General features: G+C 44.7%; 17 protein-coding genes. 9 read left to right on the top strand and 8 right to left on the bottom strand.

All coding sequences use genetic code 11. The features are described from left to right. Positions 1-53: 53 nt before the first annotated feature. From BIW15_RS15090 to pheT, 7 genes are all read left to right on the top strand, one after another. Positions 54-842, top strand: a complete 789-nt coding sequence (locus BIW15_RS15090) for a TetR/AcrR family transcriptional regulator (RefSeq protein WP_005462636.1) — start codon at positions 54-56, stop codon at positions 840-842. Positions 843-1,043: 201 nt separating this feature from the next. After that, on the top strand, positions 1,044-3,422 hold the full coding sequence (locus BIW15_RS15085) for an RND family transporter (protein WP_069493912.1): 2,379 nt from the start codon (positions 1,044-1,046) through the stop codon (positions 3,420-3,422). Positions 3,423-3,446: 24 nt separating this feature from the next. Then, positions 3,447-4,238 carry an outer membrane lipoprotein-sorting protein gene (locus tag BIW15_RS15080; RefSeq protein ID WP_031849010.1) on the top strand — a complete coding sequence of 264 codons (792 nt, stop codon included), beginning with the start codon at positions 3,447-3,449 and terminating at the stop codon, positions 4,236-4,238. 15 nt (positions 4,239-4,253) lie between these two features. Beyond that, the gene (locus BIW15_RS15075; protein ID WP_179115295.1) at positions 4,254-5,426 is read left to right on the top strand and encodes a hypothetical protein; all 1,173 of its coding nucleotides are present in this window, start codon (positions 4,254-4,256) and stop codon (positions 5,424-5,426) included. Between the two features lie 174 nt (positions 5,427-5,600). Further along, complete coding sequence (locus BIW15_RS15070) at positions 5,601-6,746, top strand: GGDEF domain-containing protein (RefSeq protein ID WP_029829941.1); 1,146 nt, start codon at positions 5,601-5,603, stop codon at positions 6,744-6,746. A 285-nt stretch (positions 6,747-7,031) separates the two neighbouring features. Then, positions 7,032-8,015, top strand: coding sequence for a phenylalanine--tRNA ligase subunit alpha (pheS, locus tag BIW15_RS15065; RefSeq protein WP_015296599.1), 984 nt, complete (start codon positions 7,032-7,034; stop codon positions 8,013-8,015). Positions 8,016-8,033: 18 nt separating this feature from the next. Further along, positions 8,034-10,439, top strand: coding sequence for a phenylalanine--tRNA ligase subunit beta (gene pheT, locus BIW15_RS15060; RefSeq protein WP_069493911.1), 2,406 nt, complete (start codon positions 8,034-8,036; stop codon positions 10,437-10,439). 182 nt (positions 10,440-10,621) lie between these two features. Here the strand turns inward: pheT and BIW15_RS15055 are convergent, their stop codons facing one another. Further along, positions 10,622-11,500: an AEC family transporter gene (locus BIW15_RS15055; protein ID WP_021453198.1), complete on the bottom strand. Its 879-nt coding sequence runs from the start codon at positions 11,498-11,500 to the stop codon at positions 10,622-10,624. Positions 11,501-12,046: 546 nt separating this feature from the next. On the opposite strand from BIW15_RS15055, the gene ihfA reads away from it, so the two are divergent. After that, on the top strand, positions 12,047-12,343 hold the full coding sequence (gene ihfA, locus BIW15_RS15050; protein ID WP_005462650.1) for an integration host factor subunit alpha: 297 nt from the start codon (positions 12,047-12,049) through the stop codon (positions 12,341-12,343). A 121-nt stretch (positions 12,344-12,464) separates the two neighbouring features. On the opposite strand, the gene BIW15_RS15045 is transcribed toward ihfA, so the two are convergent. Continuing rightward, entirely contained in the window at positions 12,465-13,238 is a 774-nt protein-coding gene (locus tag BIW15_RS15045; RefSeq protein ID WP_025546266.1) for a phosphoribosylglycinamide formyltransferase, read from the bottom strand. A gap of 317 nt (positions 13,239-13,555) precedes the next feature. Between BIW15_RS15045 and BIW15_RS15040 the strand changes: the two genes are divergently transcribed. Beyond that, a complete protein-coding gene (locus tag BIW15_RS15040) occupies positions 13,556-14,206 on the top strand; it encodes a thiopurine S-methyltransferase (RefSeq protein ID WP_077281237.1) in 651 nt (216 codons plus the stop codon). Between the two features lie 101 nt (positions 14,207-14,307). Here BIW15_RS15040 and purT read toward each other — a convergent pair whose 3' ends face one another. The 6 genes from purT to BIW15_RS15010 form a co-directional block, all read right to left on the bottom strand. Further along, positions 14,308-15,483, bottom strand: coding sequence for a formate-dependent phosphoribosylglycinamide formyltransferase (gene purT / locus BIW15_RS15035; protein ID WP_005495504.1), 1,176 nt, complete (start codon positions 15,481-15,483; stop codon positions 14,308-14,310). 147 nt (positions 15,484-15,630) lie between these two features. Continuing rightward, positions 15,631-16,518, bottom strand: coding sequence for a cytidine deaminase (gene cdd, locus BIW15_RS15030; RefSeq protein WP_020840481.1), 888 nt, complete (start codon positions 16,516-16,518; stop codon positions 15,631-15,633). Positions 16,519-16,882: 364 nt separating this feature from the next. Continuing rightward, positions 16,883-17,560, bottom strand: a complete 678-nt coding sequence (locus BIW15_RS15025; RefSeq protein WP_005454891.1) for an LrgB family protein — start codon at positions 17,558-17,560, stop codon at positions 16,883-16,885. 1 nt (position 17,561) lies between these two features. Continuing rightward, positions 17,562-17,936 carry a CidA/LrgA family protein gene (locus tag BIW15_RS15020; protein WP_077281236.1) on the bottom strand — a complete coding sequence of 125 codons (375 nt, stop codon included), beginning with the start codon at positions 17,934-17,936 and terminating at the stop codon, positions 17,562-17,564. 55 nt (positions 17,937-17,991) lie between these two features. Beyond that, positions 17,992-19,413: an exodeoxyribonuclease I gene (gene sbcB, locus BIW15_RS15015; RefSeq protein ID WP_077281235.1), complete on the bottom strand. Its 1,422-nt coding sequence runs from the start codon at positions 19,411-19,413 to the stop codon at positions 17,992-17,994. Positions 19,414-19,568: 155 nt separating this feature from the next. Next, on the bottom strand, positions 19,569-20,942 hold the full coding sequence (locus BIW15_RS15010) for an L-cystine transporter (RefSeq protein WP_005486634.1): 1,374 nt from the start codon (positions 20,940-20,942) through the stop codon (positions 19,569-19,571). Positions 20,943-21,008: the final 66 nt, after the last annotated feature.

The following is a 21,008-nucleotide window of genomic DNA, read 5'->3' as shown; positions in this document are numbered from 1 at the left end:
ACATAATCGTGTTACAATTATCAGGAGTGTGTGGGTATACGGATCAAAGGATTATGTTTAACTTTCGCTGTAAAAAGGATGGTAAGCGAGACGGGTGTCGTGTCTCGTCCGGGCTAACCAAAAAGCAACAAGCGATTGCGGATAGAGAAGTTGAGCTTATTCAACTGGCTAAGTCACTCGTCCAAGAGCAGGGGTTTGCGAACCTCACTATGGATAAGCTGACCTCGGCTAGCTCTTACTCTAAGGGCACCATCTACAATCATTTTTGCAGCAAAGAAGACGTAATACTTGCGCTTTGTATCCATTCGTTAAAAAGCGAAGCGATATTTTTCGAGCGCACGGCAAACTTCGATGGCAATACTCGAGAGAAAATTATTGCGATGCATGTAGGCTATCGTATTTACGCTCGAATGGAGCCAGTGCTGTCGACTTGCGCGATTGTAGCTAAAACGCCTTGGGTGTTGGAAAAAGCATCACCTGAACGTTTGAATGAGCTGAATCGGCTAGAAGAAGAAGTGATTTCCGGTGCAGATGCGTTGGTCAATAATGCAGTAGAGTGCGGAGATCTAAAGTTTTCTCCTGCTATAGGTGCGGATGCTATTGTGTTTGCTAACTGGTCTATCGCATTTGGTTCTAACGCGCTTGCGCAAAACGCATCGAATAGTCGCTGTATACAACGAATCCAAGACCCATTTTCTGTGTTGCACAATGCGAATATGTTATTAGACGGCTTAGGTTGGGCGCCACTTTCTACAGAGTGGGACTATCGGAAAACCTGGCGTCGAGTAGAACAGGAACTCTTTAGCGAAGAGATTGCTTACTTAGAAACAGTGAACCGCTAAATCGGTTACGGAAGCCAATCCAAACGATGATTGGCTTTTTTATCACACTAAAGTGACGAATCGTCAATATTTGACTTAAAAGATGATGCTTAAGGTGAAGAACCTAGAGAGGCATTTGAAAAGTTACGTAAAAACTAGAAAACAGCGCTGGCTGATTTTTTTAGTTTTTAAATTTGACGAAACGTCACAAAGGAGAGGGTGATGCCACACCGTAAAGCTCAGCAACACCAAGGAATTGGTTTGGGGAAGATACCCACCAAATACAGTTTGCTCGTTCTACTAGCAACTATTTTCTTGATTATTGTCGCTACAATAGGAGGTAAAAACCTGTATTTCAGAGGAGATTACGACATTTTCTTTGATGGTACTAACAAGCAACTGCTTGCGTTTGATGAAATCCAAACCACGTTCGCAAAAACGGACAACCTTGCCATCGTCATCGCGCCTGAAGATGGCGACATTTTTACCCCGCAGACCTTGTCTCTTATCCAGAAAATAACAGTCGACGCTTGGCAAGTCCCATACTCGAGCCGTGTTGACTCTATCGCTAACTATCAACACACAGAAGCCTTTGACGATGATCTGTTGGTTGAAGATCTTCTGTACAGTGAATACGAACTGACCCCAGATCGAATTTCCAAGGTCAAAAGCATTGCACTCAGTGAGCCTGTTTTAAAAAGCGCATTGGTGTCAGAGAAAGGCGATGTCACCGTGGTGAATATTACTGTCCAGTTGCCCGAGATGGATAAGACCGCAGAAGTGGAGGAGGTGGTGTCGAGTATCAATGCCATGATTGACCGCTACCAACGCGCGTATCCTGACGTGACTTTTCATAAAGCGGGCATTATTGCTATGAACCACGCTTTTATGACTGCTGCGCAAGATGACAGCTCGACATTAGTGCCAACCATGCTCGTTGTGATTTTGGTCTTTTTGACTATCATGCTGCGTTCCATTCTAAGTGTGATAGCGACGCTGATTGTCATCATTGGTTCTGTGATGGCGACCATGGGCATTTCCGGTTGGGCTGGAATGTTCTTAAGCACTGCGACGGTAAATGTTCCAACGTTGATCATGACGCTTGCGGTTGCTGACTGTGTTCATGTGATTGCGACCATGCGTCAATCAATGAAAAACGGGTTCACGAAAGTGCAGTCAATCGAGCGCAGTATCGCTTTGAATTTCGTGCCTATTCTGATTACATCCGTAACAACCGCGATTGGCTTCTTGATGATGAATATGTCCGATTCTCCTGTCCTGCGAGACTTCGGTAACTTGTCTGCTTTAGGTGTTATGGTCGCCTGTTTTCTTTCCGTTACCTTGTTGCCAGCGTTGCTCAAGTTGCTGCCTATCCACGTAAAAATGGAAACGTCACAAGACCAAAAACATGTCATGGATCGCTTAGGTGACTTTGTGGTTTCGCAACGAAGAGCCTTGTTGCCACTTTCGGTTGCTGTCATTGTCGTGTGCGCGAGTCTTATCCCACTTAACAAGGTGAATGACGAATCGGTAGAGTATTTTGGTCAACGTAACGAGTTTCGTCAGGCTGCTGATTTTATGGAAGAGCGAATCAGCGGCATGACCAACATCAGCATTGCGATTAAAACCAACGAGTCTCAAGGTATTGCCGCTCCTGATTTTCTTAACACGATAGGTGAGTTTTCTAGTTGGCTACGAGGCCAGCCTGAAACAGACCATGTTGCGACATTGGCAGATGTTTATAAGCGTCTCAACAAGAACATGCATGGTGATGATGAGGCGTATTACTCGCTCCCTCAAGAGCGAGAGCTCGCAGCGCAATATCTACTGCTTTACGAAATGTCTTTGCCGTACGGCCTTGACCTCAATAATCAAATCAATGTCGATAAATCCTCGATCAAAATGGTGTTGACCGTGGCAAACCTCGGCAGTGTGGAACTGGTCGATTTAGAAAACAGAATCTATCAATGGTTTGCAGAGCATGCCCCTCAGTATCAAGTGGTTGCATCAAGCCCGTCATTAATGTTCGCCCATATTGGAGAGACGAATATGGCTAGCATGCTGTCCACTTTACCGATCACGCTTATTTTAATTTCTGCCTTGCTGATTTTTGCACTTCGCTCCGTGAGATTAGGGCTAATTAGTTTGATGCCCAATATTGCGCCAGCGGTCATTGGCTTTGGTTTGTGGGCACTGATATCGGGTGAAATCAACCTCGGCTTATCCGTTGTTGTGACATTGACGCTTGGGATTGTGGTCGATGATGCCGTTCACTTCCTTTCCAAATATCAAAGAGCGCGCCGCGAGGGGCAAACTGCAGAGCAAGCCGTTCGTTACGCCTTTCATACCGTTGGCCGCGCACTGTGGATCACTACGGTGGTTTTAGTGGCAGGTTTTTCTGTATTGGCAATGTCTAGCTTCAGGCTGAATGCGGATATGGGGCAACTCAGCGCCATTGTTATCTTCATCGCTTTGGTTGTGGACTTCTTATTCCTCCCAACCTTACTAATGCTATTCGATAAAAAAGCGTACTTACAAAAAAGTCCGTCTGATAACGCGCGCTTGAAAGCGTCGTCCACCATCACGGCAACTCAGTCATAACTCAGAATTAAAAGGAATTGAACCATGAAAAAAATGAACCACGTATTGCAAGTTTTGATGTTGTCGGCTTCGCTAGTTGCATCGCCATTCACTTATGCGAATGAAGATAAAGGGCTAGAAATTGCTCAGGAGCGAAAAGCAAGAGATGAAGGTTGGGGCGACTCTATCGCAACCATGGAGATGATTTTAAAGAACGCACAAGGTGAAAGCAGTACGCGTCTTATGCGATTGAAATCTCTCGAAGTTGAAGGGGATGGCGACAAAGGGCTGACCATTTTTGACCAGCCTCGGGATGTCACGGGCACGGCTTTTCTCAACCATTCTCATACCATTGGTGCGGATGACCAATGGTTGTATTTACCTGCCTTAAAGCGAGTAAAGCGAATTTCGTCACGTAATAAGTCGGGCCCGTTTATGGGAAGCGAGTTTGCGTATGAAGACTTGAGTTCATTTGAAATCGAAAAATACCGCTTTAACCACCTCAAGGATGAGAAGTTTAACGGGCAAGACGTATTCGTTCTAGAGCAAATCCCAACGGACAAGAACTCCGGTTATACCAAGCAGGTAGTATGGCTTGACAAGGCGCATTATCGCCCTCTCAAAATCGAGTTTTACGACCGAAAAGGCGCGTTATTGAAAACTCTAACTTTCGCTAATTATAAGCAGTACCTCGATAAATATTGGCGTGCACATACCATGGCAATGACGAATCACCAAACTGGCAAAAGTACAGAATTGAACACTAGCGATTTGCGCTTTCAAACAGGGTTGGAAGAGAACGACTTCAACAAAAACGTGCTCAAGCGAGTTAAATAAGGGAGTGGTATGAATATGGGCAAAGGAGTAAACCAACTTGGCGGAATACTCGCGATGTTGGTAACGCCCTCGCTGTTCGCATTTGAGCTTGCGGGGCAATTGAATGTGGAGCATCGACAATTTCTCTCTCAAGGGCTGCAAGGGCAGAGTAAAGGCCAAAGCTCTGTTGTAGTTCAGCCTGAACTTTACTGGGACTTCCAAAGCGGAGAGAGTAGCTTCACCTTCACACCGTTTTTTCGAGTCGATAGCCTCGATGATGAAAGAACCCACGGTGACATTAGAGAAGCGCTTTTTCTCACGTATTGGGATGATTACGAGCTTAGAGTTGGGATCAGTAAAGTGTTTTGGGGCGTCACCGAGTCCGCGCATCTGGTTGATGTTGTGAACCAAACAGATGCCGTGGAAGCGGTTGATAGCGAAGATAAACTGGGTCAGCCAATGGTACATTTTACGGCGATTAAAGATTGGGGCGCTTTTCATGCCATGGTACTTCCTTATTTTCGGGAGCGTACTTTTGCTGGTCAAGACGGACGTTTACGTACGGAGCCTGTTGTTTCTGACAACGCTATTTATGAATCGAGTAGGGAAGAGAAATACATTGATGTGGCATTTCGATATTCCAAAATGCTGGGTGATTGGGATATTGGTTTGAGCTATTTGTACGGGACCAATCGAGATCCCTATTTTCGATTCGAGCAAGGTGAACTCAAACCATATTATGCGCTGATGAGTCATGTCGGTATTGATGTTCAAGGCATTGTCGGAGATTGGTTATGGAAGCTTGAAAGTGTATATCGGGATAGTTATGACCATCATGTTGGCGTGGTGACGGGTTTCGAATATACCATCGTCGGCGCTTTTGATACGGTTTGGGATGTCGGCCTTATTGGAGAGTACCTCTATGATAGTCGGGGAAATAACGCACAGAACATCGGTCAAAATGATGTGTTTGCAGGTGTCCGCTTTGCCTTAAATGATGAGGATGGAACTGAAATTCTCACTGGGATTACGCAAGATTTGGATAACTCAGATGTTTATAACGCAAAGTTAGAAGCCTCTAGCAGAATATCGAACCATCTGAAGTGGCAAGTTGATGCGTGGTTATTTAAAAATGATACGCCGACAGATTTACTTTATTTTGCTCGAGACGACGATTTTATTGAGCTCTCTATACAGTATTATTTTTAGATTTGCTGAATTGCTTAGCGAAAATAATCCATCATGGAGATCTTTGTCATTATTTTGACTACTCAGTGAGGCGTTAGAAAACTTTTATCGTTACTATTCCCTATATTTATTGTGGTATTTCAGGTTGCGGCATGGTGACTTGATATAGACTCATTGATATTGGGAGTAGTAACGTTGAATTCATTTCGTTGGGACATCTATTTTGAAACAGGAATCGAAGATGTTGACGATCAACACCAGTATCTCGTTGAGTTTATTAATAAGTACGGCAAACTTTTGACGCGAAACACGATTTCGATAGCGGATATTCAGAGCGCGTTATTTGAACTCTCTCGTTATGCCGAATTTCACTTCAAAGAAGAGGAAAATTTAATGAGAGAAGTGGGGATTCATCACGAGCATCTCCAAAAGCATATTCAAGTACATCGCACTTTTATGGGCGATATTGTCAGCATGCAAAGTTTTATTAACGAAGATAATCGGCAATCAGCGGAGCAGTTGTTGGATTTTCTCATTCATTGGTTGGCGTACCACATTCTTGGCATCGATCAAAATATGGCGAAACAGATCAAAGCCATCGAACGAGGCGTTTCTCCTTTAGAAGCTTATCGCGAACAAGAGCAACAAGCTAACGCGTCTACCGAGCCATTACTAGAAGCACTCAATGCGCTGTTTTCTCAAGTGTCCGAACGTAATCGTGATCTCTTAAAACTCAATTTGGAATTAGAAGAAAAAGTAGAAGCAAGAACGAACCAGTTGTTAACGGCAAATAAGCAGCTGGAAGCGCTGTCATTAACGGACTCATTAACTCAACTTCCTAATCGACGCAGTGCAATCAAAACGTTGAAAAAGCTTTGGGATGACACGGAGCACAAAACACTGCCTTTGGTTTGTATCATGATTGATGCGGATTATTTTAAACAAGTCAATGACACGTGTGGGCATGAGGCCGGGGACTTGGTGTTAATCGAGCTTGCACAAGCACTTAAATATCATTTTCGTAGCGATGATATCGTGTGCAGATTGGGAGGTGATGAGTTCTTTGTTATTTGTCCAGACACAGGACTGGACGGCGGGTTACATGTTGCGGAAATGGTAAGAAAACAGGTGTCTCAAATGCTCGTTCCAACGTGTTATGAACCGTGGAGAGGTAGCATCAGTGTTGGCGTTGCAGAGCGAACAGAAAACATGAGTACGTACACCGATTTGATTCGCGCAGCCGATGAATCCGTTTATTTAGCGAAGCAAGAAGGTAAAAATAGAGTTCGGGCTGTTCAAAAGTACGTAACGCAAGAGCCGGTTTCTGTCCGACAAAACTAATCAGTGCAGAATGATTTGAATGGTGAGATTCAGCTACCAAGTTAATGCATTTCCCCCTTCTATGTTTGTAAGCTTATTTATGAAACTGGTGCTTGTTACATAAGCGCTCGCACACTGTTAAGTTCGATAACAGTGCTTTTTTTACGTTTTTGTGTTCTTTTTATTCAATAACCTCTTCTTTTCATAATTCAATTTGGCATTGGTGTCTGGTTTGGCTACTATGTACAGCTATCAAAAAACCAATCACTCCCTTATGGACACTACCAACAGGTAGATGAGGAAACGATGCAACATCTAGAAGAGATCATTGCTAGCGCGAGCACTGCAATTGAAGCTGCCGAATCGCTAGTCGCACTTGATGAAGTGCGTGTTCAGTATCTGGGTAAAAAAGGTGAGCTAACTGCTCAACTTCAAAGCCTAGGTAAACTACCACCAGAAGAGCGCCGTGAAGCTGGTCAAGAGATCAACAAAGCGAAAGGCGTAGTTCAGCAAGCTATCGCAGCTCGTAAAGACGCACTACAACGTGCAGAGCTTGAAGCGAAACTAGCAGAAGAAACAATCGACGTAACACTACCAGGTCGTCGTATTGAAAACGGTGGTTTACACCCAGTAACTCGTACTGTAGAGCGTATCGAGAAGTTCTTTGGCGAACTTGGTTTTAACACCGAAGCAGGCCCAGAGATCGAAGATGCATTCCACAACTTCGATGCGCTAAACATCGCCGCTGATCACCCAGCGCGTACTGACCACGATACTTTCTTCTTCAATCCAGATTTGATGCTTCGTACTCATACGTCAGGCGTACAGATCCGTACGATGGAAAATGGTAAACCACCATTTCGTTTCATCGCACCGGGCCGTGTATACCGTAACGACTACGACCAAACTCATACCCCAATGTTCCACCAAGTGGAAGGTATGCTGGTTGATGAGAACGTAAACTTCGCACAGCTGAAAGGCATTCTGCACGATTTCCTATGCAACTTCTTCGAAGAAGAAGTAGAAGTACGTTTCCGTCCATCTTACTTCCCATTCACTGAGCCTTCAGCAGAAGTAGACGTGAAAGGCAAAAATGGTAAATGGTTAGAAGTACTAGGCTGCGGTATGGTTCACCCGAACGTACTACGTAGCGTAGGCATCGATCCTGAAAAATACTCTGGTTTCGCATTCGGTATGGGTGTTGAGCGTCTAACAATGCTTCGTTACGGCGTGAACGACCTACGTGCGTTCTTCGAGAACGACCTTCGTTTCCTTAAACAGTTCAAGTAATCCAGAGGGTTCATCAACATGAAATTCAGCGAATCATGGCTTCGTGAGTGGGTAAACCCTGCGGTTACTACTGACGAGCTAACTCACCAAATTACAATGGCCGGCCTAGAGGTAGACGACGTTCTTCCTGTTGCTGGTTCTTTTACTGGCGTTAAAGTCGGTCACGTTGTTGAATGTGGTCAACACCCAGATGCAGACAAACTGCGCGTAACTAAAGTTGATGTTGGCGAAGAAGAGCTTCTAGACATCGTTTGTGGCGCGCACAACTGTCGCCAAGGTCTGAAAGTAGCAGTAGCAACAGTTGGTGCTGTTCTTCCTGGTGATTTCAAAATCAAAAAAGCGAAACTACGTGGCCAACCATCTCATGGCATGCTTTGTTCATTCACTGAACTAGGTATCGACGTTGAGTCAGACGGCATCATGGAGCTAGCAGAAGACGCAGTAATCGGTACCGATTTCCGTGAATTCCTAGGTCTAGACGACGTAACAGTAGACGTAGACCTAACAGCAAACCGCGCAGACTGTTTCAGCATTCGTGGTCTAGCTCGTGAAGTCGGCGTACTAAACCGCGCTGACGTGACTGAGCCATCAGTAGAAGCAGTAGCAGCTTCAATCGAAGACAAAGTGTCTATCGAAGTGAAAGCACCTGCTGCATGTCCACGTTACCTAGGTCGTGTGGTTAAGAACGTAAACGTTCAAGCTGAAACGCCACTATGGATGCAAGAGAAATTGCGTCGTTGTGGTATCCGCTCTATCGACCCTGTAGTAGACATCACTAACTACGTGCTTCTAGAGCAAGGCCAACCAATGCACGCGTTCGATCTAGCGAAGATCGAAGGTGGCATCGTAGTTCGTATGGCGGAGCAAGGTGAGAAGCTAACACTTCTTGATGGCAGCGAAGCAGAACTAAACGCAGATACATTAGTTGTAGCTGACCACAGCAAAGCACTTGCAATCGCAGGTATCTTTGGTGGTGAAGAGTCTGGTGTAACAACTGAGACTAAAGATGTTCTACTTGAGTGTGCATTCTTCGCGCCTGACCACATCCGTGGTCGTGCACGTAGCTACGGTCTGCACACTGATTCTTCAATGCGTTTCGAGCGTGGTGTGGATTACGCACTACAAGTGAGCGCTATGGAGCGTGCAACTCAGCTTCTTGTTGAAATCTGTGGCGGTGAAGTAGCTCCTGTTGTTGCAGTAGAGTCTGAAGCAGACCTACCTAAGCCAAACAAAGTTGCTCTACGTCGCACTAAACTAGACAACCTACTAGGTCACCACATCGCTGATGCTGACGTGGTAGAAATCCTAGAGCGCCTAGGTTTGACTGTTGAAGCTTCAGAAGAAGGTTGGATGGCAGTAGCGCCAACATGGCGTTTCGATATCGCTATCGAACAAGACCTGATTGAAGAAGTTGGTCGTATCTACGGTTACGACAACATTCCTAACCAACACCCAGCGGCAGCACTTAAGATGCACAACCACGTTGAAGCGGATCTTCCACTGAAACGCGTTCGTGATCTTCTTGTTGACCGTGGTTACCACGAAGCAATCACATACAGCTTCGTTGAGCCTGAGCAGCAAAAGCTAGTTGTACCTGGTGTTGAGCCTCTAGTACTTCCAAACCCAATTTCTGCAGACATGTCAGCAATGCGTCTTGGTCTTATCCAAGGTCTGCTGAACACGGTTGTTCACAACCAGAAGCGTCAACAGCCACGCGTTCGTCTATTCGAATACGGCCTACGTTTCATCCCATGTGAATCTTCAGAAAACGGCATGCGCCAAGAGCCTATGCTAGCGGGTGCTATCGCTGGTACTCGCGGTGAAGAACATTGGGATATCGAAGCTAACACGGTTGATTTCTTCGACCTTAAAGGCGACCTAGAAGCAGTTCTAGAACTGTCTGCTAACGAAAAAGCGTACTCTTTCGCTGCACTGTCACCTGAAAGCAAAAAAGCTAACCCAGCTCTTCACCCAGGTCAATCTGCGGCAATCATCGTAGATGGCAAAGAAGTGGGCGTGATCGGTACTGTTCACCCTGAGCTTGAGCGTAAGTTCGGTCTAAACGGTCGCACTATCGTATTCGAAATCGAATGGTCTGCAATCAACAGCAAAGTGATCCCAGAAGCGGTAGCGCTTTCTAAGTTCCCTTCAAACCGTCGTGATATCGCAGTAGTCGTGGACGAAGCTGTTGCATCTGGTGACATCGTTAACGCTTGTCTAGAGCAAGGTGGCGAGTTCCTTAAAGATGCGAAGCTGTTCGACGTTTACGTAGGTAAAGGCGTTGAAGAAGGTAAGAAGAGCTTAGCTATCGCTCTGACTCTACAGTCACTTGAGCGTACGCTTGAAGATGCAGACATCGCTGGTGCGGTTGATGCTATCGTTGCTCACGTATCTGAGAAGTTTGGTGCAGCTCTGCGCGACTAATTAACGCAGCGTAACAAACTTTTTAAGAGACTGAAAACCCTGCCAAGTTGGCAGGGTTTTTTTATGCCTATTCCGCACATACAACCATAGATTGTGAAACAAGATTACATAGAAAGATTGTGTCGAAAATCCAAACCTTCAGGTTTGCCTACCAACAGCAACTATGGACTCTCAAGGTTCACTTACGCCAACGACAGCGTGTAACTTAGGAGCAATGGCAACGTCAATACGCTAAAGAAGTTCCCAAACAACACCATGGATGCCACTGTCATCGGTTCGATATTCAGTCGCTCTGCAAATAGATAATTCATGACCGCAGGAGGTAGCATGGTGAACAGCACCATCATTTGTAGTTGCATGGTTGGTAAAGGAATAAACCAATAAATGATTGCAAACGCGATTGCGCCAGTCGTTAACGATTGAACGGTACACAAAACGCCAACTTTTAATCCATCCAGTCTTAGATTGCACATTTGTGAACCAAGAGAAAGCAGCATTACCGGAACAGCGGCTTGCCCTAGTAGTGCTGTTGCTTCATACAACGGTGTCCACGCGCCAATACCTGATAAGTTCAAACATAATGCGAGCGATGCCGATAAGAAAATTGGCATCTTCATGATTTGTTTCAATGGATTACCGTTACTTAACAACATCACACCTACGCTGATATGTAAGCAAGCTGATACTACAAACAGCAGTACAGCAGAAGAAAGGGCAACTTCGCCAAATGTATAAGTGAACAACGGTATCGCAAGGTTCCCGCTATTTCGAAACATATGAGGTGGAGCCCAAGCTTTAAATGTTAGCCCGGTGATTTTACAAATCGGAATCATGAGTAACCCCGGAATTAAAACCGCGATGATGGCGGCTAAGAGCAGGGGACCTTGTTCAGAGTCGAGCGGCATGCTCACTAATGAGGAAAACACTAGAGCTGGCGTGAATACATCGATATTAATTCGATTTATAGGGCGAAAATCAGGTTTGATATAGCGCCCGACAAGATAGCCCACACCGACAAGAGCGAACACAGGAAAAAGAATATTAATGATCTGATTAATCATGGTCGCCTTAGTGTATATGAGGTAGATGTGCGCTTAGTTGGTTAATCAACTAAGTGGTAATCACAGTATCAAACCTTCATGCATTGCGTCATGGTGAAACAATGAGAACCGTGGATTAAATCAAGCTTTCTCAAAGCACATTAGCTATATGGAGTGGTCGTACCTTTGAACTAATTGTTACGTATCAAGTTACATACAAATCACTGAAATACCGACAAGTTTTATGTCATGTGTCTGTAAAATAGCCAATCTCTGATATTTTTATTAAATAGTGATTAATGTTGTTTTGTTATTATTGTTTAGTCATATTGACTGGATATTTTTTGTAATTAAGCATTCACTAAACAAAAAATATTGAAATGTCGCTATTTAACAATAATTTATACATCGGCATTCCTTTTATTCGCAAAGAAAAAAGTTGGCGAAAATCATAAGCTTGTCATACACTTCCTGATGTAACCCCGATATGTTGTTGAATTGGTAGGGTAAAACTGCTCTGGCGCTACACTAGGTAGCATTGTTTAACATAGCTTTGAGGAAAGTTTTATGGCGCTCACAAAAGCCGAATTGGCAGAAAACCTGTTTGATAAATTAGGATTTAGTAAACGGGACGCCAAGGAAACGGTGGAAGTGTTCTTTGAAGAGATTCGTAAGGCACTGGAAAGTGGCGAACAGGTAAAACTGTCAGGTTTTGGTAACTTTGATCTTCGTGACAAGAATGAACGACCTGGTCGTAACCCGAAAACCGGTGAAGATATTCCAATTACTGCTCGACGTGTAGTTACGTTTCGCCCGGGCCAGAAGTTAAAAGCTCGTGTAGAAAATCTAAAAAAAGAACAGTAAAACCAATCAAATAGATCACGCTTAGTCGTGGTCTTTTGTTATGTATGAAATTTGATGTTTTCATACAAACGAAAACCACCGCATTGCGGTGGTTTTGTTGTTTCTCAGGCTGCGTTTTTGTTTATGCCGCTTCTAAATGCGTCGTTAAGTAAGGCTGCCAAGCTTGTTGGTATAAGTTTTTCGCTTGGCTACGCATATTCTTAATGGAAGCCATTTCAATCTCGCTTAGATTTCGCTTTTCCATTGATGCTTGACGTTCAAGCTTTTGAATTTGCTCATACAGGTCGTGTTCAGGACCATTTTTTACATCCGCAATCGCTTTTAAGTGCAGCTGTACTTCTGCAATCAAATTCGTTTTTGGCAAACGGACTAACAAGTTCAGATCACGGTAGCCAGAAGGGCCAGGTTTCTTAAAGCGGTTTTTGACTTTAACGATAGTTGTTTCGCGCTCTAGCGTTTCGTAAATAGAGACCAAACTTGCCACATCTTCCGCCACAATAGTCGCACGAGCTAAGTCGGTAATGCGTTCTACTTGGCCATCCAGTTCATGTGAGATTTTTTCTTCGGCGCGATGTTTAGATTTTACGCCAGCGAAATATGGCTGAGCATCGTTGAGTAGGGCGGTACTTTTACAAATGGTTTCAAGCTCGAATTGGGCTTGATGCGCTTTGCTGTAAAGAATATCGAAATCTGAATAAGGCTGGGTTGGACGAGAGTCGATGGATTGGATTCCATACAAGCCGCTAAGGCTGTGTTTAAATAGTTTAGAACAAACCTCGTTTTGACTAGGGGAACGATTTTGTTCATTACTTGGGGCATTAGGAAGTGCGGCGAATGCCGGCGCACGGCTTAGTACCAAAAGCATCAATGCTGTAGTACGTAGAAATAAGCTCATTCACTCTCCTTAACTTGCTTGCACTTAGAAAATGGGAACGTAAAAGTCGCTAAGACTGGGCAAATTAGGTACTAACTTATTTATGGGGACTTTCCGAAAGATCCCAAGGCTAAAAATTAACCTCTTGGAGGAATCGTGCGTTAGATCACCATTTCTCTTTTCTTTATTCTGCTTAGAGAATAAAGAGTTTGTTCTCCAAGGAACGATGACATCCTATCATCGCAGTATTAACCAAAGATGAACGGCATAGACAAATTTAAAAAAATCATTAGTCTTACCCCACAAAACGAAAATCAGCCAACAAGTAGAAAGTAAGAATGAGAGATCAAGAATTTTGGCACAGTAAGTGGGCCAGTAATCAAATCGGTTTTCATTTGGAAGATGTGAACCCTCTATTGCCAGCGTACTGGCACCATGCGAATCCGAAACGTGAAGATAAAGTCTTGGTTCCTTTGTGTGGTAAGTCTGAAGATCTCGTTTGGTTAGCAACGAAACATGATTCTGTGGAAGGGGTTGAGCTGAGCCAAATAGCGGTGCGTTCTTTCTTTGCTGAACACTTTTATACACCAACTGTGACCCCAATTAGTGGTATGCACGAGTTGTATCAGTTTGATGAACTGTCGATTTATACTGGTGATTTCTTTACGGCTCCGGTTTCTCAAGCCGATATTGTTTATGATCGCGCTGCGTTGGTGGCTTTGCCGCAAGATATGCGAGAAGAGTACGTAGTGCGCTTGAAGCAGCTTTTGAATCCGGGCGGTCGTATTTTGCTTGTGACATTGAACTATCCGCAAGAGGAAATGGCTGGTCCTCCATTTAGTGTGCCATTGGAAGAAATTCAACAGTTGTTTGCAGGCTACAAGGTAACATGCTTAAACGTCGATCAAGCTGATGAACATCATCCAAAGATCGCGAAGAAGGGTTTAAGCCGCTTCTCTGAAGAAGTGTACTTAATTGAAGCTCAGTAAGACGATTTCCGTACTAGTGAGTTTATGAATAGAACTCGCAAATAAAAGAAAAGCGCAGCGATATAAAGCTGCGCTTTTTTTGATTGTTGAGAACTCAAAGATTAGTAAACGATTTTTACTTTCTTTGCGTTTTCGACCGCGTCTTGAACAGACTCTTCAATAGTTTTACGGCGAGTTAACACGACACCCAAACGACGACGACCATCGATTTCTGGTTTGCCAAATAAGCGCACTTGAGTTTGAGGTTGCGCTAAAGCCTTCGCAAGGTTGTCGAAACGAATGTCCGTTGATGTGCCTTGACCTAGGATCACCGCTGATGCAGAAGGGCCATACTGAACGATTTTGTTAATCGGCATTCCAGTAAATGCGCGAACATGAAGAGCAAACTCGGACATCTCTTGAGAGATCATCGTAACCATGCCAGTGTCATGCGGACGAGGAGACACTTCATTGAAAATAACCTTGTCACCTTTAACAAAGAGCTCTACGCCGAAAATACCGTACCCACCTAAAGCGTTTACGACTTTCTCTGCCGTGTACTCTGCTGCTTTGATTGCATTTTCCGACATTGCTTGTGGCTGCCATGATTCACGGTAATCACCATCTTCTTGACGGTGGCCAATTGGCGCACAGAAGTGAACACCGTCCACTGCTCTAACGGTCAACAAAGTAATCTCGTAATCAAAATCGATAAAGCCTTCAACGATGACTCGACCTGCGCCAGTTCGGCCGCCTTCTTGTGCGTAGTCCCATGCTTTTTCAATATCGTCTTCCGTTTTGATGACACTCTGTCCCTTGCCAGATGAACTCATGACAGGTTTGACCACACATGGGATACCTACGTGCTCTACTGCGGCTTTAAAGTCATCGTAGTTGTCTGCAAATCGGTAAGGGGAGGTGGATAGGTCTAGTTCTTCTGCGGCTAAGCGACGAATCCCTTCACGGTTCATTGTGAGCTTGGTCGCTTTCGCAGTTGGCACAACATTCAGGCCTTTCTCTTCAAGCTCGACAAGTTTGTCGGTCGCGATAGCTTCTATTTCTGGAACAACGTAAGCTGGCTGCTCTTTGTTTATGATCTCTTCTAGAGCCTTACCATCCAACATATCGAGCACGTAGCTACGATGAGCGACTTGCATCGCAGGTGCGTCTGCATAACGGTCACAAGCAATCACTTCTAGACCTAGTCGTTGGCATTCAATTGCCACTTCTTTACCAAGCTCACCAGAGCCTAATAGTAATACACGGGTAGCATTTGCGCTGGTTGCAGTACCGAACATAGTGTTCCCTTACAAAATAAAGTGATGAGACAGAAATTGCAGGGGATCATACTGATTTTTCATTGCGAAGCAAACGTTTGCTTGTGGTTTTTTGTCAATAAAAAAGCTCTACATGTTGTAGAGCTTTTAATGACATATTAGTGAATTTTATACGTTAACAAAACTGACGGGAATGTCTGGGTTTAGCGCTTCTAACGTAGACTGTGTGTCTGCTAGGTGACTGATTTTACCCTCAGAGTTTTCAACTAGAGCGGCAGCCTTAATGCTGTCGAAGGTTTCGCCTGCCAACAACACTTGAATCAGTGCTACTTGCAGCGGTGGAAGGCTTGGGTTAAATGCGGCGTTTTCTGCATAAGCACCTTTAAACACACGACCGTTCGCGAGCTCTAATGCCAAACCACTGAGGTTATTGGTATACGGCGCATGGCTCATGTTCATCGCTTCGACTGCTTGTTGAATCAATGCGTCTTCATCATCACACACAAATTGGTGTTTTACTTCGGCCATCAAACCAGATTCAATACCAAGGTCTGCTGGACCAAAAGCTTCTGGTAAGTATTCATGTAATGACTTTTCGTCGCGCTCAGGTAGTTGAACTTTCAACTCTTTAGCAGTCGACAGTTCGTTCATGAACTGGCGGCAGTGACCACAAGGGCTAAAGTTGATGGTGATGTCTTTGACACCGTGTTCGCCTTTCATCCAAGCGTGGCTAATTGCAGATTGTTCTGCGTGAACAGTTTGGCCTAACTGAACACCAAAGAACTCCATGTTTGCACCAAAGTACAGACGGCCAGACAAGCCGCGAACAATTGCACCAACATAGAACTCAGAAATAGGAGCGTAAGAATATGCAGCGGCAAAAGGAAGTAGAGCAACACGCAGCTCTTTATCTGATAGGCTGGTAGCTGAAAGCAATTGCTCAAACTGCTGCGCTGAAAGAGTAGCATCAAAATCGTCGGCTAGGACGATAGGAGCAAGTTGTTTTGAAAGTGCTTCAGGAGCGCTTGCTAGCGCCTGTTCAATGCGACTTTTCATGTTGAATCCTTGTTATTGCATGGACAGTTATTCTATGCAAAGGAGAGAAATGTTCCGTGCTTTGGATCACGTTAAATAATGCAATTGATATTTCTGTTACATAATTAGAGTGAGCTCACACATGTATTCGATTGCAATCGTGTTGAGCGTTAACTTCGTCTCATAAATAACTATATCAATGGATATTCATATACCCAAGTAATGAAAATATGCTAGCAGCGAAAGATAGTGTTTAGTTATGAATCTTGTTAGGACACGTTAGATGGGAAGTGTGCTTTGTAGCGAAAAGCGTTTTCAACGGCGCACTACGATGAGAAAAGGGAAGTGACGGCCTGTCGGAAGGAGGACAGACCGTCACAATGACTTATTGATATAGCCAGACTGCTAAACCAAAAAAGCTCGGAGCTAGAATGGAGGTGATGATGCCGCATAGCACCAACGCTAACGATGAAAATGCAGCGTCGCCAGGTTGTTTCTCTGCGCAAGTCGCAGTACCAAGCGCGTGCGATACTGTGCCCATCGTCAAACCACGAGCAATTGGATGCTTAATGCCGATTAGGTTGTAGATTGGGTACGCCAAAATAGCGCCAAGAAGACCTACGATCAGTACTAAGATTGCAGCGACTGCCGCTTCGCCACCAAGGTGGCTTGAGATTTCCATTGCAATCGGAGTGGTCACTGACTTACCTACTAGGCTCGCGATTAAACTGATGTCAGCTTTAAATGCAACGGCGATGAGGGTTGTGGTTGCCATTGACATAATACTACCGAGCGTACAAGCAAACGTTATGATTCGCCAGTTGGCTTTGATTTGAGGGAGTTGCTCGTACAAAGGGTAAGCCAACGCTACAACCGCTGGTTGTAGTAAAAAGCTGATGCCTTCGTTGTCGGCGTAGTATGTCTCAAACGGTACATTGAGGTACGTTAATAAAGGAATCAGTACTGCAATACTGATCAACAAAGGGTTTGCAAGTGGGCTGTTGATCTTAATTGCGATTTGGCGAGCAATCAGGAAAACGACAATAGTGACAATTAACCACATATTAATGTTTCTCCTTTAGCAAGTAGTCCAGTAGCCAAGCAAGGCTGACCAAGACAATGAGTGAACCACCGACTGCACTAGCTATGATTGGCAATGCATTCTCAAGTAGCATATCGAAGTGCTGCATGAGTCCCACACTGATTGGGACAAATAGTAAGATCATGTAGCGAATGAATAGCGTTGCGCCCGGTTTTACCCAATCCACTTTGACAAGGCCAAGTGTCATGGAGAAAAACAGTACAAGCATACCGATGACACTTCCGGGAACAGAAACGCCAGTGAATTTTTGAATAGTAATTCCGATTCCAAGTGCTCCCATGATGAGTAAGAGGGAGATGAGCAGTTGGATCAGTTGTAAGAATCGATCTTTTATCATTTTGACAGCATATAAACGACAAGCACACCATAAGGTGCGCTTGGATAAGTAGAAATTAGGAGGCTAGGCTCTCTACATAACGGTAAACGGATTTTAATATTGCAATCTTCTTTTCGTCACTTTCATGTTCGTGAACTAAGTTTTCTAAATTCAGCATATACTCTTCGATTTGGCTTTCAAATACCTCTCGGCAATGAAGTGCCCAGCGTCGTTGCTCTTGCTCATCGAGAGTGCTTGGGAAGTTACGAGCACGGTATCTGAATAGCAGCGGTTTGATGCGTTTATCGTCAAACTCGATATCTAAGGCAGCAAGATTGTTTGGATCGGTTTCGCGGATAATATCCATCGCTGCACGGTCGGCTGGAGAGAAGAAGCCATCGTAAAGTTGAGTGTCCACATCATCGCTTTTTTCAAATTGACGCTCGATAGAGAACAAGCCGATTAGTTTTTCTCTAATCTCAGGGTGCTGGCGAAGTAGTGCCAAATTATCGAGACACTTCTGACGATCAATGCAGATGTTTTCTGCGTTTTCCGCCGTCAACGTTTTCGCTGGTGCTAAAATAGGGCACTTATTGAGGTGAACCAGTTTCACCGGTACGGGTAGTAGGTCGCCGAGGTCTTCACGCTTGGTGTAGAGACGTTCGTGCAACTCTTCGGTTGAAAGTTCAAGAATTGGCTGCGGATCTTTGGCTAAATCAATCGTAATAACCGCGTTGTTATTCGTTGGATGCCACGCGACAGGCACAATCCAGCTGGTGTATTGGCATTCGCGACCTAACATGCCTGAGACATGCATCAGCGGTGTCATGTTTACAATATCAACCAGTTCATTCAGCTTACGTTTGTGGCGCATAGAGAAGAAGTAATCGAACAGTTTTGGCTGCGCGGCTTTGACTTTCTTAGCCATCTCAATCGTTGCGATAACGTCAGCCATCGCGTCGTGCGCATTACTGTGCTCAATGCCATTTTTAACCGATAAATGTTCTAACTTGAAACTGGTGAAGCCGTCTTCATTCTCTGGCCATTCTACGCCTTCAGGACGCAACGCATGGCATGCACGCAATACATCGAGCAAATCCCAACGCGAGTTGCCGTTTTGCCAGCTCCACGCGTATGGGTCGATAAAGTTGCGATAACAGGTGTAACGCGTCACTTCGTCATCAAAACGAATGCTGTTGTAGCCTAGGCTGGTGGTTTTGGGTTTCGATAACTCGGCGTGAATCTTAGCAATGAACTCAGGCTCGGATAGACCTTCTTGCATCGCCTTTTGCGGCGTAATACCCGTAATTAATGCAGCTTCCGGAGAAGGTAGATAATCAGCAGGAAGCTGGCAGTACATCACCAGAGGTTCGCCGATGATATTGAAGTTTTCATCTGTGCGAACACCAGCAAATTGGCTTGGACGATCTTTCGCGGGATTTGTACCCCAAGTCTCGTAGTCAAAGAAGAAAAAAGTGGGCTGATTATCTTGGTGCATTCTGCTTACCGTTTACGGAACCGATAAGAGTATTAGACCATTCAACGCCTTGACTAGCAACGAAAGATGCAAGGTGAAGTTGTGAAAATGAAAAAGCCGATGGCGAACCATCGGCTTGAAGTTTTGCATTTGTCTGCTTAGGCAGCAAATAAGGATTAGGCTTTCGTTTCTTCAAGAGCCGTTTCAGCTTCTGAGGACTTCAACACTCGGCTTGCAATGGTGCCTGCCGTCATTGAGCCAGAAACGTTCAGCGCAGTACGAGCCATATCAATCAGAGGTTCAATTGAGATCAAAAGTGCAGCGATCGTTACAGGCAAGCCCATTGCTGGAAGAACAATCAATGCCGCAAATGTTGCACCGCCACCAACGCCCGCAATACCAAACGAGCTGATAGTAATGATCGCAATCAGAGAAAGAATGAAGTTTACGTCTAGTGGGTTAATACCCATTGTTGGGGCTACCATCACCGCTAGCATCGCAGGGTAGATACCCGCACAGCCATTCTGACCAATTGTTGCACCGAAAGAAGCAGATAGGTTCGCGATCGCTGGTGGCACATTGAGCTTGGTCACTTGCGCTTCAATATTCAATGGGATGGTTGCCGCCGAACTGCGAGAAGTGAACGCAAACGTCAATACAGGCCAAATTTTCTTGAAGTATTCAACAGGGCTAACGCCAACGAATGAAACCAAAATGCCGTGCACAACAAACATCAAACCAATAGCGACGTATGACGCGACGATAAAACCAAGTAGGTTTAGGATGTCGGATGCATTTGAGGTTGCAACCACTTTCGCCATCAATGCAGCAATACCGTAAGGTGTAAGCGCCATGATCATTTTTACTAAGCGCATAACGATAGATTGAGCCGCTTCAACAAACGTGCGAATTGGTGATTCCAATTCCTCTTTTTCCATCATTACTTTGCGAGCTGCAATACCAGTTAGTACACCAAAAATGACAACAGCAATGATTGAGGTTGAGCGTGCTCCCGTTAAGTCTGCAAATGGGTTTGTCGGAATAAAGCTTACTAGCATTTGTGGAATTGTTAGATCGCTTACTGTACCCGCTCGGCTTTCAAGAACCGCAATTCGAGCCGTTTCACGAGCGCCTTCAGTTAGCCCTTCCGCTGACAGACCAAACGCAGAAGTAACAAGAATACCGATCAAAGCCGAAATTGCTGTGGTGACTAGCAACACAGAAATCGTCAGACCAGAGATTTTGCCAAGTGAGCCACCTTTCTCCAGTTTTACTACCGCAGAAATCATCGAAACCAACACAAGTGGCATGATCACCATTTTTAGCAAGCCGACATAGCCGCTACCAACAATACCAACCCATTCTAGTGTTTTCGAAATGACGTCGCTGCCTTCACCGTGAATAAGCTGAAGAGCCAAGCCAAAAAGAGAGCCAGTAACAAGACCAATTAAAACGAGACGAGAAAGGGTGTTCTGTTTTTGTTGCTGGGTAAAAAGAAAGAATAATATGCCTATAAACACGGCAAGAGAGGCTATCACTGCAAAATCCATAATCTGACCTTATCAATCTGGCGTGAAACGCCGACTGTTTTTTATACGGGGTTATATACTGATGCC

This window comes from Vibrio sp. SALL6 (assembly GCF_002002385.1).
Taxonomy (GTDB): Bacteria; Pseudomonadota; Gammaproteobacteria; order Enterobacterales; family Vibrionaceae; genus Vibrio; species Vibrio parahaemolyticus.
The sequence above is the reverse complement of the archived record's forward strand: the minus strand, read 5'-3'. Positions and strand labels throughout refer to the sequence as shown.

Coding starts and splice junctions, on each gene's coding strand:
- ihfA (WP_005462650.1), top strand. CDS start 12,047: ATGGCGCTCACAAAAGCCGAATTGGCAGAAAACCTGTTTGATAAATTA.
- BIW15_RS15055 (WP_021453198.1), bottom strand. CDS start 11,500: ATGATTAATCAGATCATTAATATTCTTTTTCCTGTGTTCGCTCTTGTC.
- purT (WP_005495504.1), bottom strand. CDS start 15,483: ATGTTCGGTACTGCAACCAGCGCAAATGCTACCCGTGTATTACTATTA.
- BIW15_RS15090 (WP_005462636.1), top strand. CDS start 54: ATGTTTAACTTTCGCTGTAAAAAGGATGGTAAGCGAGACGGGTGTCGT.
- BIW15_RS15020 (WP_077281236.1), bottom strand. CDS start 17,936: ATGATAAAAGATCGATTCTTACAACTGATCCAACTGCTCATCTCCCTC.
- BIW15_RS15045 (WP_025546266.1), bottom strand. CDS start 13,238: ATGAGCTTATTTCTACGTACTACAGCATTGATGCTTTTGGTACTAAGC.
- BIW15_RS15010 (WP_005486634.1), bottom strand. CDS start 20,942: ATGGATTTTGCAGTGATAGCCTCTCTTGCCGTGTTTATAGGCATATTA.
- cdd (WP_020840481.1), bottom strand. CDS start 16,518: ATGAAAAGTCGCATTGAACAGGCGCTAGCAAGCGCTCCTGAAGCACTT.
- BIW15_RS15085 (WP_069493912.1), top strand. CDS start 1,044: ATGCCACACCGTAAAGCTCAGCAACACCAAGGAATTGGTTTGGGGAAG.
- BIW15_RS15025 (WP_005454891.1), bottom strand. CDS start 17,560: ATGTGGTTAATTGTCACTATTGTCGTTTTCCTGATTGCTCGCCAAATC.
- pheS (WP_015296599.1), top strand. CDS start 7,032: ATGCAACATCTAGAAGAGATCATTGCTAGCGCGAGCACTGCAATTGAA.
- BIW15_RS15040 (WP_077281237.1), top strand. CDS start 13,556: ATGAGAGATCAAGAATTTTGGCACAGTAAGTGGGCCAGTAATCAAATC.
- sbcB (WP_077281235.1), bottom strand. CDS start 19,413: ATGCACCAAGATAATCAGCCCACTTTTTTCTTCTTTGACTACGAGACT.
- BIW15_RS15080 (WP_031849010.1), top strand. CDS start 3,447: ATGAAAAAAATGAACCACGTATTGCAAGTTTTGATGTTGTCGGCTTCG.
- BIW15_RS15075 (WP_179115295.1), top strand. CDS start 4,254: ATGGGCAAAGGAGTAAACCAACTTGGCGGAATACTCGCGATGTTGGTA.
- pheT (WP_069493911.1), top strand. CDS start 8,034: ATGAAATTCAGCGAATCATGGCTTCGTGAGTGGGTAAACCCTGCGGTT.